The following is a 17,927-nucleotide window of genomic DNA, read 5'->3' on the forward strand; positions in this document are numbered from 1 at the left end:
ATATAAAAAAATAGAAAATATGAACACAATAGAACAATTAAACGGTGTATTTGCAAGAGCTTTTGAAATTCCAGTTGATGCAGTAAAAGATGATTTAGAATATCAAGGAATTGCAGAATGGGATTCTATGAGTCATCTTGTTTTGGTTCAAGAACTTGAAAGCACTTATAATATTTCTATCGAAATGGAAGATATCCTAGAAATGGGTAGCGTAGAAAAAATTAAAGATATACTTAAAAAATACGGGTTCGATATTAATTAGAAGATAGTAAGAACTATGGAACTATATAATTTAATTAGAAAAAACGAAAAGTTAACCTTTACAGATTCGAGTACTGGAATTTCCAAATCTATTTCGGAAATGCACCAATCACTTGAAATTGACAACCTAAGATCAGTAGTCTTTATTTACAGCGATAATCAATTACCAGCGATAGAAACATTGCTGAATTTTTATCAAAGTAAGTTTGCGATAGCTTTATTAGGATTGAGCTTAAACGAGAATTTTAAGGAGAATTTAGAAGAAAAGTACACGCCGTACTATATTTATGATCCATCGCGTACAACTATAGATGGATATAGTCTGGTGAATGCTTCAGATACTATAATGTTATTTAAGCGTCAGGAAAATTCTATTTATCCTATAAATCCTAAGATAAAGCTTTTGTTGAGCACTTCAGGAACAACAGGTTCTCCTAAATTTGTTAGGCTTTCGGATGAGAATTTGGTACAGAACGCCAAGTCTATCATGGAGTACATGCCTATCAAAGGAGAGGATGTAGTACCATTAAATGTGCCAATCAATTTTGTGTACGGATTATCGATTTTCACAACAAATTGTATCAAGGCAAATCATATTATTTGTACTGATAAAGATGCTTTTCAAAAAGAGTTTTGGTCAGATTTTAAAAAATACGGGTACTCCACTTTAGGAGGAGTACCGTATTTTTATGAAATGCTTTTCAGCATTGGATTCTTTAAAAAAGACCATCCATCACTGCGATACCTTACTCATACAGGAGGAATGCTAAACCATAAACTGATTGAAGCAATTTCTGAATACAGTGAGAAATTCGGAAAGCAGTTTTTTGCTCAATACGGTCAAACAGAAGCCTGTGGAAGAATGGCTTATTTACCACCAGATGATTTATTAAGAAAAGGAACTTCTATTGGTCGCCCTATTCAAAATGGACATTTTGAAATAGATAGCGAAACTTCAGAATTAATCTATCATGGGCCAAATGTATTTGGTGGTTACGCCAACAGAAGAGCTGATTTGCAATTCTATGAAGAACAAGAAAAGCTCCATACAGGAGATAAAGCAAGAATGGATAATGAAGGCTATTATTATATTATAGGACGTATAAAACGAATTGTAAAATTATTTGGTGTACGACTTAATCTTGATGAAGCTGAACTCCTTTTAAAAGATGCTTTAGGTGGGCAGACCTTTATTTGCCTAGGTATAAATGATAAGCATCTAGCCGTTTTATATACAGATGAAGCTCTAAATAAAGAATTGATTCTAAAAGTATTAAAAGCAAAACTAGGGATTCATGCTAGTTCATTAAAGGTTATCTATCTAGAAGATGGTGTTCCGCTAACCGCTAATGGAAAAGTAAATTACCCACTTATTAAAGAGCGACTCGAAACAGAGGTACTTGTTTAATAAAAATTAAAAAAAAGGCTATCAAATTTATTTTTGATAGCCTTTTAAATTTAATAGTAATTCAAACTATTAGATTTATTCTCCTTTTTTGATTTGTGACTATTCACTTAAAAGTAAATCATCTTTAATCATACTCATCATTTTATTAAATACTCGAGGTCTTTAAAAAGAAAAAGGTTTCTGATATACTATCAGAAACCTTTTTTCTATTACTTATGTGGTTCTCTTAGAAGCTATAACCAACAGCTAAATTAAATCTTGAACCATTTCCTCTTGTATAATTGGCATTAGTACCATAAAATTGAGAAGTTGTAGTATAATATGATGTATTAAGAAGATTTTCAATACCAAGTTTCACTCTAATCTGACTTGTTACTTTATATGCTGTAGCCAAGTTCCATAGGTTAAATGATTTAATTGGTCCTTCGCCAATAGCATAAGCTCCTTTGGCATTAGGTTTAAAGTAATCTCGATCACCTACATACATCCAATACACTTCAACATTTAATCTTTCGTTTCCAAATTTTGCATAACCAGTCATTTTAACTGGAGGAATTCTATTCGATTTTAGATAAATATCATTGTCACCATAAAAATGACCGTCTCCATCTTTATCTCCTCTACCCTGTACATAAGCATAATTTCCTCCTATGGTAAGTTCTTTAATTAATTGGTAATCCAATTGAACTTCATAGCCCCATACACGTTCTGGTAAACGTTCAGCAAGTAATAAACCATCTACTTGAATTAAGTTAGTACCTAATTTTGAAGTACTATAGTAATAAGCAGCGCTAAGATTTAATTTTCCTAATTGACTACTAAATCCACCTTCGTAGTTATTAACGATAATCGGTTCTGTTTCTAGTTTTGATATTGCATCTTGTTTTGCACCAGTAAGCACTCTGCCTAAATCGAATATTGAAAATGCTTGAGAGAAACTGATAAAAGGGTTAAAGAATTTATATTTAGAATATCTTAAACCAGCATTAACAACAAATGCTTCATAATTAAGTTCACCACCTTTTACAGCAACACTTCCAGCTCCGTTTGCACCAGTAGCAAGCGTATTGTAATCATCGATGTTTATTTTGATGTTTTCTGCACGTAAGCCTGCTTTTATAGTCCAATCATCAAATAGTTGAGTTGATAATTGTGCATAAGGCGCAAGGTTAACCATATCAATATTTGGAACCCAAACTCTACCATCAACTAGTTTTTGATTTGTTTTGTCGTTAAGCAAATCAAAACCATAAGTAACATCACCAGAAACATTTGAAGAAATTACAAATGGTGTGTTTAAGTAAACTCTTAATCCTTTTTTGGTAGATGCTGTTTGAGACTGTCCTGAACCATAGAAAAAGGCAGAATTAGAAAAAATCGTCAAGAAATCTTGAAAATACAAGTTAGCTGTTAAATTAGTTCTTCCAAAAATTTGTTTGTTTATGTATTGTAAGTTGATATTGTGATTATAACGAGTTCCTTCATCAGCACCAAGTCTATTTCCTAGTACACCAATTGCAGGGCTTACACCATAAACTCCATTTTTAAGTACAAAGTCTGAATCTTGATTAGAACTAAAATAATTATACATCAAATCAATTCTTTGTTTGTCTGTAAAGTCATAGCCCAATTTAGTGAAAACATTATACGTTTTAGTTTCACCTAAACCATATTCAGGAGAGATAACTTCACCATCAGCATCACGGAAAACACCTGTCTTTTCATAAACTCCACCAACGAAATAATTAAACTTCTTGATTTTTCCATAAAACTGTTGCAAAAGTCTGTACCCAATAACGCTATCTCCTTTGATATTACCATTAGTACCAGCTTCACTATATCCAGCAAATTTTTTATCTGTTTTTCCTGATTTAGTAATGTAATTTATTAAACCACCATCAGCACCATTACCATAAATAGCAGTAGCTCCTTTGATAACTTCAATACGTTCAATAACCGAAGGATCAATAGAACGTAGTTCTCTACCAGCAGATTTTAAAGGAGTAGATTGTGGAATTCCATCAATAAGAACCAAAGGATTTCTTCCTCTAAGAGTTTGACCATAATTTCCAGTGTTGTTAGTTGCAGATCCTAATCCTGGAACTGCATACGCCACAACATTAGCAATATTTGGACTTACTATTGATAAATTATCTATATCCTTGGCATTAATAACTGTTACTGACGAAGGTGTTTTTGATAAGGTTTCAACCTTTCTGCTAGCTGAAACAATTATTTCATCAAGCTGAGATCTGTTCTGTGCTTGATTCTTGCCAGAAGCTTTTAACAATAAACTAAGAGTAGTTGTTCCATTATTTGATACACTTACCTCCTGTTCTATTGTTTGGTATCCTTTTAAAGATGCTTGTATCGTGTAAATATTGCTATTAACTTTATCAAATTTAAAACTTCCATCAGCACTAGTAGTAGTGCTAAATTTTGAAACTTTAAGAATAATATTCACTCCTGCAACGGGCTTCCCGTTAGAAGTTGTTATTTGTCCTCTGATTTTTCCTTGGTTTTGTTGAGCAAAAGAAATAAGGAATGAAAATAGGAAACCAATTATTAATACGAACTGTGTCGTTTTGAGATTGTGATATTTCATTAATTTTTATATTTGGTTAGTTATCTGATTTTATTTGTTCTAAATAAAAATCAGTGCAAATGTAAATATTAATAATCCCTTAACAAAAATTATTTAGAACTATTCTACATAATTTTAAACACAATTTAAAATCGTCTTAATCAGTTAAATCTCTCCCCTTTTGCCACGGGAATTTACCCTCAATTTCTACTTCTAATGACAAACTCAAAAATGTCCTAATTAACACAATTACGGCTAACGAAAGAACACGGTCCATTGTAGGTTCAGTAACAACAGTACCAATAATGTCACCGGCTACTAAAATTTCTAAACCTAATAGAATGCCTTTACCAAGTTCTTGCCTGAGTATTTTGTAGGAACGAGGAACCACACCCTGCATTGTAAAAATAAATTTCCCCATTGCTAATACAGTTCCAACAATGATTGTGAGAATACCTGCTATTTCAATTCCCTTTGCTACATATTCAATGTAAACTTTAATATCCTCCATTTTAGTCTAATTTTCAATATATTAACAAGACTAATATAAGTAAATTAATCCATATCAATTTATATCATCATTACTCGTAAAGATTTGTTTAATTATAGTAATTTACAAATGCCTCCGAGACCAAAATGGCAACTCTTTCCATCGCAATTCTTTAGCATAAAATTGATTTTTAAGTTCAAGATATTGATCAAAAATATGTTGCAGGTCATTCCAATAGAGCATTGGTGCTGTTTTAGTTCCATTATCAGTATCAAGTAATGCTTTTGCACCGCTACAACCGGAAGTCAGTGCAAAACCAATTCCCATTGATGATATCGGATCAAACGCTACAGCCGCATCGCCAATCGCAAAAAAATTAGGGTGTTGATGGTTTTCGATAAGTTGTGAAAAAGCATTTCTGGTCCATAAATTTTCACTCGAAACTGCATTTTTTATAATCTGCTTGATATGTTTAGTTTCAGAAAGCAACCGATTCCAGTTTTCTTTTTTTTGTAATTTCAACTCTTTTGCAATGTCTGCATCAGTAAAAAATGTGATGTTCATCAATGAATTCGGCAAAGCAGAACAATACCACCAACCTTCTTTGACGGTTTCCATATAAATTTCCTGCATCATTCGAACTTCAGATTCAAAAGTAACAAACGTTCCTATTCCAACGAGCTGGTCATGTTTTACCGTCTTTATATCCAATTGCCTGCAAATACTAGACTGTCGCCCAGTCGCATCAATAAGATACCGCGATTCTATAAGCAGTTCTCCTTTGGTCTCGTGCTTCACTTTTATTTCCCAATGACCTTCAGCATTTTGGTTGAACTCATGACAACGGCTTCGTGGTATAACCTGTATCCCTGCATCCGCTGCCATTTTAACCAATTGTAAATCGAATTTTTCCCTATCTAGCTGAAAATTTTCGCCATTTGATAAAAACATCGAATGCCTTGACACAATATTCTCACTTCCCCATGCAGCCAAAGAACCATAACCATTAATAAAACAATCTTTATCGAAGTCTTGTTTAGTTACTCCGATGTAAGATAAAATATCGAAAATACTGCTACTAACCTGTTCCCCTACCTTCAGATTATCAAATGATGAACTTTCAACAATCACAACCTTTAATGCTGAATAACGTAAAATGCTCATTGCAGCCGCAATTCCAGCTGGCCCTGCACCAACAATGAGCACATCTGTTTGGATGTTTTTTACCATTATCTCCTATTTCTTGATCCCGCTCTAGGCTTAAGTATACCAACTGTATCTATAGGTTTAAATGCTTTTTCTTCAAGATAATTTACAAAAAGTGCTCCTTTTAAGCTTCTTTTCTTAACCTTATCTTTATTAGGCTCTATAAAAAATACAGGAATTGTCGTTTCATTATCAGCCATATTGTTGCTAATATTCCCAACATGCCAGTCTTTATAAGTAAATAGCTCATTGTTTCGCTCAGTTTCCACCAAGTACGGATAGCTTTTACTATTTGAATTGACGTCCCTGATAAAACCAAGCGAATACCAAAATTCAACCATTTGAGTAAAACTGTTGATGCCTCTGGCGTAATTCATTTGCTGTCCTGCAGGAACATTGTTTTTTGCTTGTCCTTCAGCAGTAAATTCACCAACCAGCACATCCCAAGGACTTTGTGGTGGCCACCAATAGCTATAATATGCTGGAGGCAACGGAACGGAATTACCATCATCATCAGTAGTTTTATTTTTCGATGGATCAGAAAAGTTGATGTATTGTATCGTACATTGAAAGAAATCTGCTTGCCACGGACATGCCATTCTTTTCGTCAAATCACCTGGTTCACAACCTCCGCCTTCACATTCGTCACGTGTTGGTGTTAATCCGTGTATAAAATAATATTTCTCATCTTTAAATCTTTTAATAACAAATGGAGCTTCATAAAGCACTGGGTTTTGCAAACTCCACGTCACTTCAATTCCAGGACACATAGGAAGTCCAACGCAATTTCCTATACTCGCCGTATCTCTATGGTTCACCGGATAAGGATCAAAATTTTTGCTATTTGTAAAATGTCCATTTGCCCATTGCTCCAATAAAAACAATTGGGTGTCGCTAAGCGCCATAAACTTCATGATATTTTCATTACTAACAGAATTACTTCCCGAATTAATTGGCATCATCGGAAACCTGTTATCTCCATCCATTTTAAAAAGTTCTTCCTGCGGTAGATAATTTGGCTGTGGTGGCTGGGCATCTGCTTGTCTGAAATAAGAGTAATAAACCTGACGGTTGTCTCGATTTTCATCCGATGGATCTGAATAATCAAAAGCATTACTCGCAAAAGCCATCATAGGCTGAACATTGGCAACCCATTGATATCTACTGATTCTATTAATAATTGGCAAAATATCTCGTTGAAAATTCGCATCGTATTTTTTATTCCAAACACCATTATTGCACATTTCTGGTACAAGATTAAAATTTTGTACAGCAACATCAAACATGGTATCACTCAAATTGGAAATATTTACAATTTCTGGAGCAAAATCGGGTGAACCCACAACTACCCACGCATTCAACTCAACCGAAGAACCATCAGTAAACGTAACAGTACAATATACTGGACCATCTGAAATATCATCATGCCAAGTGTTTGAACCTCCATAACTAGTAAGTGGTTCCTTCCCGCCAGCGTTTCCATAACCTCCTAATACAACAAGTCTTCCAGATTTATCAGTCAATAAATCACCAAGTGTTTTAATTGCTACGCCATAAGTAACTCCCGATTCATTTGGATACTGGATTGGATAGCCCACAGGCGCATTTTCTTTATTAAAACCTATAGATTGAAGCTTTCCTGAAACACTACGAGGTCCTGGATCAATAAATAAGGTTTTCCTATTTTCACCTGTAATATCAGGGTTACGCAAAGGAATACCCTGATTTTCATAACTATTTTCTCCTCCATACAAAAGATTCCCTTGAAGTTCAGAATACTGATACCATTCTGCTTTTTTGCTCGCAAGGTGTACTGTCCAATGAATCGAAGCAACATTTGGAGAATCTAAAGTTAGTTCTTCTCCTTTTTCATTGCAAATTGTAAACGGTTGCCCTTGTCTTTTTACGCGACCTACCGAATCTTTAAACTGCGAGATCGGACCAATCACATTGCCTTCGTTATCTGCATCATAAGGCAAACCTCCTATCTCTGTTGGAGATAAACAAATTTCTGTGGTGCTGTTACCTAGTCTGGCTATCCCCACTGATGGATGTAAAGTTAAGTTCATTTTTAGAAATACCCTACTCATTAGGCTTTTCGGTTTCGCCTTAATCATTTCTGATTAAATTAAGTGTTATAGTATATTTGGGTTTATACAACAAGAGGAATAACTTACTGTACCTAAGTAAACTTATAGAATAAATTCCGTCTGCGTGTAGGTAAAAACACCTGATTTTAAGGAAGTATTGATTTCTAAAAATTTAACCACATAGTAATATAAAACCGAATTACACCCATCTGGCTCATTTTATATTTTTAATAAATTATGATAAGACATTGAAATTCAAATAACACATAAAAAAAATGGAATCTAGGTTGTTACCTAAATTCCATTTGCTTTTTTTGGACAGTACTATTTTTAAATAGCAATCAAATTGATAGCTAAATTATTGAAGTAAACTTATTCTTTATCTTTAGTAAAAAAGATAACTTTTCCATCTTTTTTAAGTTGAGTCTCTCCGTGCCAATTTGTATACTCGTATTTATCGTTATGAGCCTTAACCCCAGAAGCCGTAGTATCTTGAACCATTTCAATTTTTTCACCACTTAGATCAATAGTCAGCGTACCTTTTTCATTATCAAAGTTTGTAATCAATTGAATTCCTTCACTGTTAGTAACAGTATCAGTAATAATTTCTGCTGAAGTAATCGCTTCAGTACTCTCTATACTTGTTGAATCTTTATCAAGTTTTGTTTCTTTAGAATCATTTTTACAAGAACTAATGGCTAAGGCTGCAATCATAATTGCGCCAGCTAATTTTACTTTTCTCATTTATATAATATTTTATTAATTATAACTAGTAGTTTGTAAGGAACTATCCTTGCTAACTCAAAAAACAAATATTATGCCATAGTAGAAACAATACAGCATATTCTAATTTTGTTTATCTGTTGAAATTCAAAGCAAATTTTATAGATAAGTATAATTAATACTGGCTAATACTTAAAAAGCGTTGCCATAATAACTAGGCAAATTTTAGTATCTTTACTACTATGATGGAAATAGGAATAGATAGTTTTGCCTCGGCAATGTACGGGGATAACAATACGCTAAGTAGCGTAGATGCAATGGAGCAATTACTACAAAGAATTGAACTAGCAGATCAAGTTGGTCTCGACGTATTTGGTATAGGTGAGCATCATAAAAAGGAATTTTTAGACTCAGCTACAACAGTTATACTTGCCGCAGCAGCTGCAAAGACAAATACAATTCGGTTAACCAGCGCTGTAAGTGTTTTAAGTGCTGCTGATCCGGTACGACTATATCAAAGTTTTGCTACGCTAGATTTAATCTCTAAGGGAAGAGCTGAGATTGTTGTAGGACGTGGGTCATCTGTAGAGGCCTATCCCCTCTTTGGGTTTAATCTCAATGATTATGATCAATTGTTCAAAGAAAAACTAGAGCTATTGCTACAAATTCGAGATAATGAGTTTGTAACTTGGTCGGGGAAATTCCGTCCAGCATTAAATAATCTCCCTATTTATCCACGAGCATTACAAGAAAAATTACCAATATGGTTGGGTGTTGGCGGAACTCCAGAATCATTTGTTAGAGCAGGAACACTCGGACTACCTCTTATGGTAGCTGTTATTGGAGGACAAACACATCGCTTCCGCCCACTGATCGATTTGTACCGCGAGGCAGGTCAAGCTGCTGGATATGCCCCAAAAGAACTTAAAGTAGGATTACATTCACCAGGTTATGTAGGTAGTACAACTGATAAAACAATTGCTGACTATTATCCTGGATATGCCGAGCTCTGGACCAAATTAGGAAAAGAACGTGGTTGGCCACCAGTAACAAAAGCACAGTTTGATGGCCTTATTGATACAAAAGGTGTTTTAGTAGTGGGTAATCCTGAACAAGTAGCAGAAAAAATAGTAAGACATAGTGAAGCACTTGGTGGGATTTCGAGGTTTACTTTTCAAATGGATAATGCTGGACTTACACATTCACAATTAATGAATGCAATAGAATTGATTGGAACAAAGGTTATCCCATTAATCAGAAAGGCTGAATGATACTATAAACAATTTTGACCTGCTTATTTGCGTGCTTTTTCAGCTACGATTTAAGTCAGAATAGTACATTGAAAAAAAAATGATGATTTTAACAGCAAATTATTTAATTGTTACACACAAAATTTTACTTTTGCGCTCTTAATTAAATAAAGCATTATTATGAACGACTTATTCGCCAAAATCGCAACAGAATTCGAAACATTTAAAACTGAATATGAATCACTAGTTGAGAAAGGTGTGAAAGCAGCTGGTCCTAGAGCTCGTAAATCAACTCTTGAATTAGAGAAACTATTAAAAGAATTCAGAAAAGTTTCTGTAGAAGAATCAAAAAAATAATTTTATTCTCAATTAAAAGCCCCCTAGGATTTCCTAGGGGGCTTTAATCTTCATGTTTAGGTAAGTATATCTAACCAATTAAATATTAACAAACTAAAGAAGATGTTTTTATAAGTTTTTCAGATGACTTAGTTTGATCTTCAATCGGGGCATCAGGAGCTTTTTCTCTTAAGAATTCCATCCCTTTATCACGTGAAATTCTGTCCTCATACATCTTACTCATTCCAATAATTTTCCCGTTAAAAGCCTTCAAATTGAAATAAACCTTATCATCTGAAATTGTTTTTTTGAAGAATTTGTTGCTATCCTGCGAATTCGTTTTTACAGATTCAACCCCTTTTTCGCACATAAATTTTCTTGTGTATCCGCTACTTCTTAAGATTATATCTTCATTTTTATCAATAAAATAAAATTGAAACTCATCATTTGCATTTTTTGTAATTACAAATTTTTCCATTCTTTAAAATTAATTATGTATTATATTTTTAATCGTTATTCTGCCATTTTTAATCATTGAATGTCACTGTAAACGTACTTCCCACCCCAACTGCACTTTCAACGCTTACAGCTCCATTCATTGATTCTATCTGGTTTTTTGTAATATATAAACCAATACCATGTGCATCTTCATGTTTATGAAATGTCTTGTACATTCCAAATAACAAATGCCCGTGTTTTTTTAAATCTATACCTAACCCATTGTCAGTTATAGTAAATACTTTTTTCCCTTTCTCGATAAAGAAATTAAACTCAATTATTAAATCTCTATCTGGATGTGCATATTTAATCGCATTAGTACAAAAATTCAATAAGACACTTTCTAGATAAGCAGGATTAAAATTTATCGTTGCATCCTTTGGAATATTATTTATAATTGTACCTAAATCTCTATAATTATATGCACTAACAACATCCAGTACTTTCTTCAAATAATTATTTAAGTTTAAAGGCTTAACAACTATATTCACATTATTCTGAATGTTTACTATTTGAGATAAATCTGTAATTGTTTTGTTTAAATCATTAGATACTGTTCTCAAATAACCAAAAGCCTCACTATCCTCCATGCTTTTATTTTCAGAATCAATCATATCTAAAAGCAATTTTAAATTCCCAACATGCGAATTTAAATTGTGAGCTACTATATGCGAAAAATTCAACAATTGGCTATTCTTTTCGCTGTAGAGCTTCATGGTTTTAACCAATTCTAATTCTTTTTCCTTTTGAGCTGTAATGTCCGTATGTGTTCCTATAACACGTAATGGTTTGCCATTACTATCACGCTCTATTACTTCACCTCTATCTAAAATCCATTTGTATCTTCCGCTAGAAGTTAATACTCTATGGAAATTTTCATAAAAAGGTGTTTCCTTTTCAAAATGCTCATTAATAGCAGCATAATATTCTTCTAAATCATCTGGATGCACTATTTCATCCCAGCGTTCTGGATTATCAAAAATATCTGCTGAATTTATTTCCAGTATTTTAAAAGATTGTGATGAATAAAAAACTGTATTTGTTTTAATATTCCAATCCCATACTCCAGTATTTGAAGCTTCAAGAGCAAACTGAAAGCGTTCTTCCAAAACTTTTAGCTTTAGTTCTTGAGCCTGTAATTCTGATACATTAAAAAATTTTCCAGAAAAGGCAGGTACTCTGTCTTCACGAGATTTTGGGCGAAAATTATTTATAGCATTAGAACTATCCCTTTTATAAAAATCAAATCCCATATCATATATTTCTAAACTAATTAACACTAAATTTAAAATGACTGCAGGTCAAAATAAATTTTCACAAAATCAACATTTGATGTTTCTAGAATCAAAAAACATAGAAATAAATATCAATATATAATTACCTCTTTATGTTCATTACAAATATACTACCAATGAAATCAATACTTTATAGTACAAAAAACAACTTACTATAGAACTAGTACTACAGGATATAATCTAGTAATGTGCTTTGTTACAGGCGAAAAAAAAAGTGAGGGAATTATAGCCCTCACTTTTTAAAACATTTATGTCGATAAAATATAGTAATGAATATGAAACCTATAAAGTTTCATCATGATATAATTGAAATATCTTTATGAGTTCGGCCAAGTTGTCGACTTCTAATTTTTCAAAAATTCTGTTTTTATAGGTGCTAACAGTAGTTTTCTTAATCTTTAATAATTCTAATATCTCTAGATTACCATATCCTTTAACAAACAAACGAGCTACTTCCATCTCCCGATTCGATAATGCTTCTAATGGATTGCTGGGTTTTTTAGAAATATAAGAATCCAGTATTTTATCTTTTATATTTTGAGTCATGTATTTTCCAGATGAGATCATTGAGTTTATTGCTAACTTCATTTCATCTTCTGAACTTTCTTTGGTTAAATACCCCGATGCTCCAGCATTCAAATATCTCATGGCGTAGATGCTTTCTTCTAAGGCAGAAAATATCAATATTTTTACATCAGGCTGGATTGCCTTGATTTCTGCCAAAATATTTATGCTATTGCCATCTGGAAAGTTTACATCCAAAATCAATAAATCTATTTTAACTTCTTTTAAAATTTTAAAAGTATCATTAAAAGTTGCTGCCTTGTAAACCGTTGCACCTAAGAACAGCTCTTTAAGAACTAGATTAACTCCCTGACGCACTACAACATGGTCGTCGGCAATTAAAAAACTATAGCTATTTGATGCATTCATTGTTTATAAATTAAATTATTACAAACCTGCTTATTACTTCTTCAATAAAAAACAATGTTCATTACTGTTGGATTTTAAGCTGGGCTTAATATCAGATTGAATACAACTTTTGTGCCTTTTCCTTCTTCACTTTCAATATTTATTTCTCCATCAAATAATTCAACTATTTCTTTACATAGGTTTAGTCCTAAACCAACTCCTAAGTCATTCATTTTATTAGAAACGGCTCCTTGATAATACAACTCAAATATATTCTTCAAATCCTTCTCGGGGATACCAGCTCCACTATCCTGAATTTCTATTTTTAAATTATACTCATAATCCGAATTTTTCTCGAGATCAATATTAATTGATATGAGTCCGTTTTCTGTAAATTTATTTGCGTTCCCAACTATATTATAAAAAAGTTGATGAATTTTTGTCGCATCAGAATAAACTTCGCAATCGGAATTTAGATTGGACTTCACTTTTATTTTGTTTCCTTTAGTTTCTACCAATGATGATAACGAACTAATGATTTGGTTTATTTCAGTTTTTAAATGAAAATTTTTATTCTTAAGCGTAAGCTCATAATTTTCTACTTTAGAATATTCTAAAATTTGATTTGATAAGAGTAGTAACGAATTAGTCGTAAATTGAATAGACTTGAAAGTATCTTTAATTTCAACATCTTGAACAGAAGAACTTATCTTCTTACTATACATAGAAATTATACTTAAAGGAGACCTAATTTCATGACTAATCATCCCCATAATTCTGTTCTTAAAACTTAAACTCTGACGGATCTGATTCTGAGCTGTAGTTAATCTTTTCTCATACTCAAATGCCATTCTAGTAAAACTAAAAAGGATTATAGATACAATGAACATCAATAATATTAATCCTAATAAGGTATAATTTCGAACTGTTACATTAGACTTGTATTGATTCTCTAATTTCTTTTGAGAATCAGCTTGAAGCGCATTAATTGGTTTGGTATAATTAGGCAATACGGTAGCGCTAAGATTTAATAGCTTATTATTAAGTTCTGTTAGCTTTAAATCTTGATCTCTTAATTTTGAAAATGTCTTTTTTAAATTATTAAATTGTTTTTCATAATATTTATTGGTGGTCATAAAGACATTTGCAATTTGGTCTTCAATACTTCCAGAGACAAGTTTATCATTATACTTCATAGTTACAATGATTTTCAACTGTTCTTTTTGTATTTCTGTTTTTCCTGCAAGTGCATCACCCAGCCTAGAAAAAAGACCTTTTCGAGATACGCTATCCACTTTTATATAAGAATCCGTTTTTATACTGTCAAGAATTTTCTTGTATTCAAACTTTTTAAAATCTAATAAATTTGAAATCTCCTTATTATTAGGTTCAGTCTGTAAATTAATAATAGAGTCAATAGTCGATTTTAGAGCTAAAATTCCTAACTCTGACTTACTCTTCTCTAATAGAACATTTTTAAACTCTATATTCTTTTCAGTAGCATTATTTAACTTATCAACCAATTCACCAGTCTCGATTAATGAAGCAGAATACTTATTCAACGAAGCTTCATCCTTATTACTTATATAATGATTGTAATGTTTTTGAGAATTAATAAATGAATCATTAATCTCATTAGTGAGTTGCTTTAGGTTCCCTAAATTAGTTATTGATTCAAAGAATTTCGACATTTTTGTCTCATTCGTAGTTTCATTATGCCAAATTATGACTGCCATGATTTGTAAAAGAATAACAAATGCCAGCAAAGTATAATGAATTACTTTTCTATGTTCAAATTTTAGTTTTGTAAAACTAAATCTATTGCTTATCAAATTCTTTTCAATCAAAATATATATTTATTAAGATAAAACATGAGTCAAAAAAATAATAACTCATAATAACTGTTTTTAATATAGGTTTTTGATGTAGTATCATGTACTACAATTTAAAATAGATAATGCTTTTTTTAAAATATTAAATTATGACTTACAATTAAAAAAAATTAAGCTTAATTGATAGCCCCCTTTTTTACACAAAAATTAATACCAAACTAAAACAAGAACAACTATTTAAAAGAGATTTGGGGAAGGTCTTTTAATTAAACGATAAAATAAAAATGCTCATACAATTTACGTATTTTAATTATTTATTTTAGAAATAAACCGCTAAAACTTATCATTATGTAGAACATTAGATAATCATACTCTAGAACTTATTCTACAAGTTACCATTTTTTATCCTATAAAAATAAGAATAGGATTGCAATTTAAAATAAAAAAAACTATCCCTACAAATTTTGCAAAAATTTTTATTTAAAAAGTCTCTATTTTCTTAAATACTTCATTTAATTCCGACATTTTTAAGAGAATAATACAAGTAAGTAAAAAATGAAAATTAGCAATTCCTGCCTGACGATTTTATTTCAAAATTGCAGATGAAATTAATTTCCTCCGAAAAACCCAAATAAAACTTAATATAGCTGCCTGATTTTGGTATATCTACTAGTTTAAGGTATTTTTGCCGAAACGATAAAAAATTGGTGATGATAATTAGAAAAGCAACTATAAAGGATTCAAACGATATTGCAACGTATTTACTGTTGGCAATGGAAGATATAGTGTATAACTTCATAGGTGAAGAAGACAATAATAAAGCCAAAGAGTTTTTAATACACTTTATAGAAAAAGAAAACAACCAATATTCTTATCAAAATTGCTTTGTTGTAGAAGAAGATAATGAAATTATTGCAGCTGTAAATATATATGATGGGGCCAAATTACACCTCTTGAGAGAGCCTATAGCGCAATATGTTAGAACACATTATAATAAAGACTTTAATCCTGAGGATGAAACACAAAAAGGAGAATTCTATATCGATACATTAGGGGTAAGTCCTAAATGTCAAGGAAAAGGGATAGGCTCTAAACTATTACAATTTTTGATAGACGAATACGTAACCAAAAATAAACAAACTTTAGGTTTGCTTGTAGATGAAGGCAATTCAAATGCTAAAAAATTATATTTAAAATTAGGTTTTAAACCAGTAGGAAGCAAAACTTTTGTTGGAAATACCTTGGAACACCTTCAAATAAAAGGGTAAAAAAATATATAGATTTAACTGATACATTGATAGATACGTTTTATAAAGTCTAAAAAAGGAAGTAAATAAAAAAACTATCTTTGCGCAAAAATTAATAATACCACATTATAATAAGGACTTCATGTTCCTTATTTTTAAGAAATACCATTGAAATTTAATTTTAAAAATAGCCTTTCGGGACGTAACTTTTTTATTCTAGGAATTGTATTCATCATCCTTACTTTGTTTTCTATTTACATATTAAGCAATTTAATTACAGATATAACCGAAAAAACCAATTCTAGTACAGCACAACGCAACTTCCTTCAAAAGCAAGATGTTGTTGCTAAGGAGTTTACGCGCTTTCTTGATATTCAGAAAGAAATAGCTCAAGTTATCGAAATTAGTACCCCAAAAAATTTATCGAATAATCTAAAAGTTTTAAGTGCAGTACATATTAATAATAGTATTGTAAAAAACAATTGGTTTCAGATAAATGAAGGTAAAATTGAATTCACAGATTCTAAAATCAATACCAATTTAACAACTAGCATCAAAGATTTTATAGCCAAAAATGGAGAAAAAAACGAGCTTAATACTATCATTAAAGACTCTCAAAACTTTTTTTGGCGTATTTATTTTAAGCACCCTACCTTAGATGGAGCCATAGTTCGGTACGGTTATGATATTGATTTAAAGGCCTTACAATCCTATTTCTTAACTATTGATCAAACAGCTGCAAACTATTCTTTTGTTTTTGATCATACAGGAACTATTCTTTATCATCCTGAAGTAAATTTTTTAAAGGGGAATACTTTTAAAATTGAAAATTCAGCTCTATCAGATACTATTTTTAATACTCCTGAGAAATTTACGAAGAGAACAGTGCTTTCTGGGTATATAGGAATCGACTTTTTTAGATACACTAAAAAGTTGAACGTAAAAGATACTAACTGGTACATATCTGTTAATTTTCCTGAAAAAATTTCAAGGGAAGATGTGAATGACATAAAAAAATATGCAACCTTAATTTACTTGATTACAACTATAATCCTGATTTTATTCTTTTACTTATTCACCACTGTTAAACGTAAAAGCTTTCAGGAAAAAGAAGCCTTATCGAAAGAGAAAAACAAATTACTCTTAGAGAATGAAAAAATAAAGAAAGAAAAAGCATTGATTCAATTGAACCAATTAAAAGAACAAATAAATCCACATTTTTTATTTAATTCTTTAAATTCTCTTTATATGCTCATTGATAGCAATACTAAAGTAGCACGTAAATTTACTTTGAATCTATCTAAAATCTATCGCTATTTAATTAATCCGCCTGAAGAGAATATTGTAACTCTACAAGAAGAACTCCTTTTTATAGAAAAATACATTTTTTTACAACAAACGCGATACAAAGATGAATTTGATTTTGCAATCACGATTGAAGATAATAGTGTTTTATCTAAGAAAGTTCCTTATTTATCCTTCCAAATTGCCATAGAAAATGCTATTAAACACAATATTGCTTCTGATGAAAATCCGTTAAAAATAACAATCATAATTCAAAAAAACAAGGTAGTTATTACCAATAATCTAAACGAAAAGCAAAACTTCGAGAAAGAGTCTAAATTCGGTCATAAGTATTTAAAGAGCATTTATAGTTATTATTCAAAAAACGATTTTGAGGTATTTAAAACGGATGAATTTTTTGTCTGTATTTTACCCTTAATTGAATAAAAAAAGCATTCACTCCCAAAAAAAAGCCACTCACTCCTTTTTTGTTTTTTTTAACGTAACGGAT

General features: G+C 31.4%; 15 protein-coding genes. 6 read left to right on the forward strand and 9 right to left on the reverse strand.

The features are described 5' to 3' along the window. Positions 1-19: 19 nt before the first annotated feature. Together LNQ49_RS01075 and LNQ49_RS01080 are read left to right on the forward strand one after the other, a co-directional pair. Entirely contained in the window at positions 20-262 is a 243-nt protein-coding gene (locus LNQ49_RS01075) for an acyl carrier protein (protein WP_229986949.1), read from the forward strand. Positions 263-277: 15 nt separating this feature from the next. Further along, positions 278-1,669 (forward strand): AMP-binding protein, encoded by a 1,392-nt coding sequence (locus tag LNQ49_RS01080; protein ID WP_229986950.1) that lies wholly within the window; start codon positions 278-280, stop codon positions 1,667-1,669. A 226-nt stretch (positions 1,670-1,895) separates the two neighbouring features. On the opposite strand, the gene LNQ49_RS23195 is transcribed toward LNQ49_RS01080, so the two are convergent. The 5 genes from LNQ49_RS23195 to LNQ49_RS01115 all read right to left on the reverse strand — a co-directional run bounded on the left by LNQ49_RS23195 (position 1,896) and on the right by LNQ49_RS01115 (position 8,783). Further along, positions 1,896-4,274 (reverse strand): TonB-dependent receptor, encoded by a 2,379-nt coding sequence (locus LNQ49_RS23195; protein WP_255680728.1) that lies wholly within the window; start codon positions 4,272-4,274, stop codon positions 1,896-1,898. 136 nt (positions 4,275-4,410) lie between these two features. Continuing rightward, on the reverse strand, positions 4,411-4,764 hold the full coding sequence (locus LNQ49_RS01100) for a DUF1622 domain-containing protein (RefSeq protein WP_229986951.1): 354 nt from the start codon (positions 4,762-4,764) through the stop codon (positions 4,411-4,413). Positions 4,765-4,866: 102 nt separating this feature from the next. Then, the gene (lodB, locus tag LNQ49_RS01105; protein WP_229986952.1) at positions 4,867-5,973 is read right to left on the reverse strand and encodes a lysine-epsilon-oxidase maturase LodB; all 1,107 of its coding nucleotides are present in this window, start codon (positions 5,971-5,973) and stop codon (positions 4,867-4,869) included. Continuing rightward, on the reverse strand, positions 5,973-8,018 hold the full coding sequence (lodA, locus tag LNQ49_RS01110; RefSeq protein WP_229986953.1) for a CTQ-dependent lysine 6-oxidase LodA: 2,046 nt from the start codon (positions 8,016-8,018) through the stop codon (positions 5,973-5,975). Before lodA ends, lodB begins: the two co-directional genes overlap by 1 nt. 393 nt (positions 8,019-8,411) lie before the next feature. Next, entirely contained in the window at positions 8,412-8,783 is a 372-nt protein-coding gene (locus LNQ49_RS01115) for a hypothetical protein (RefSeq protein WP_229986954.1), read from the reverse strand. 224 nt (positions 8,784-9,007) lie between these two features. Here LNQ49_RS01115 and LNQ49_RS01120 point away from each other — a divergent pair, with 224 nt between their 5' ends. Continuing rightward, positions 9,008-10,033, forward strand: coding sequence for an LLM class flavin-dependent oxidoreductase (locus LNQ49_RS01120; RefSeq protein ID WP_229991307.1), 1,026 nt, complete (start codon positions 9,008-9,010; stop codon positions 10,031-10,033). 159 nt (positions 10,034-10,192) lie between these two features. Next, positions 10,193-10,369 carry a histone H1 gene (locus LNQ49_RS01125; protein WP_229986955.1) on the forward strand — a complete coding sequence of 59 codons (177 nt, stop codon included), beginning with the start codon at positions 10,193-10,195 and terminating at the stop codon, positions 10,367-10,369. Between the two features lie 85 nt (positions 10,370-10,454). Here the strand turns inward: LNQ49_RS01125 and LNQ49_RS01130 are convergent, their stop codons facing one another. The 4 genes from LNQ49_RS01130 to LNQ49_RS01145 form a co-directional block, all read right to left on the reverse strand. Further along, entirely contained in the window at positions 10,455-10,826 is a 372-nt protein-coding gene (locus tag LNQ49_RS01130) for a YegP family protein (RefSeq protein WP_229986956.1), read from the reverse strand. A gap of 49 nt (positions 10,827-10,875) precedes the next feature. Then, positions 10,876-12,099 (reverse strand): sensor histidine kinase, encoded by a 1,224-nt coding sequence (locus LNQ49_RS01135; protein WP_229986957.1) that lies wholly within the window; start codon positions 12,097-12,099, stop codon positions 10,876-10,878. A gap of 324 nt (positions 12,100-12,423) precedes the next feature. After that, positions 12,424-13,074, reverse strand: a complete 651-nt coding sequence (locus tag LNQ49_RS01140) for a response regulator transcription factor (RefSeq protein WP_229986958.1) — start codon at positions 13,072-13,074, stop codon at positions 12,424-12,426. Positions 13,075-13,148: 74 nt separating this feature from the next. Next, positions 13,149-14,789, reverse strand: coding sequence for a sensor histidine kinase (locus LNQ49_RS01145; protein WP_229986959.1), 1,641 nt, complete (start codon positions 14,787-14,789; stop codon positions 13,149-13,151). Between the two features lie 806 nt (positions 14,790-15,595). On the opposite strand from LNQ49_RS01145, the gene LNQ49_RS01150 reads away from it, so the two are divergent. After that, complete coding sequence (locus tag LNQ49_RS01150) at positions 15,596-16,153, forward strand: GNAT family N-acetyltransferase (protein WP_229986960.1); 558 nt, start codon at positions 15,596-15,598, stop codon at positions 16,151-16,153. A 147-nt stretch (positions 16,154-16,300) separates the two neighbouring features. Then, complete coding sequence (locus tag LNQ49_RS01155; RefSeq protein ID WP_229986961.1) at positions 16,301-17,863, forward strand: histidine kinase; 1,563 nt, start codon at positions 16,301-16,303, stop codon at positions 17,861-17,863. The last annotated feature ends 64 nt before the right edge of the window (positions 17,864-17,927 follow it).

The organism is Flavobacterium pisciphilum (assembly GCF_020905345.1).
Classification (GTDB): domain Bacteria; phylum Bacteroidota; class Bacteroidia; order Flavobacteriales; family Flavobacteriaceae; genus Flavobacterium; species Flavobacterium pisciphilum.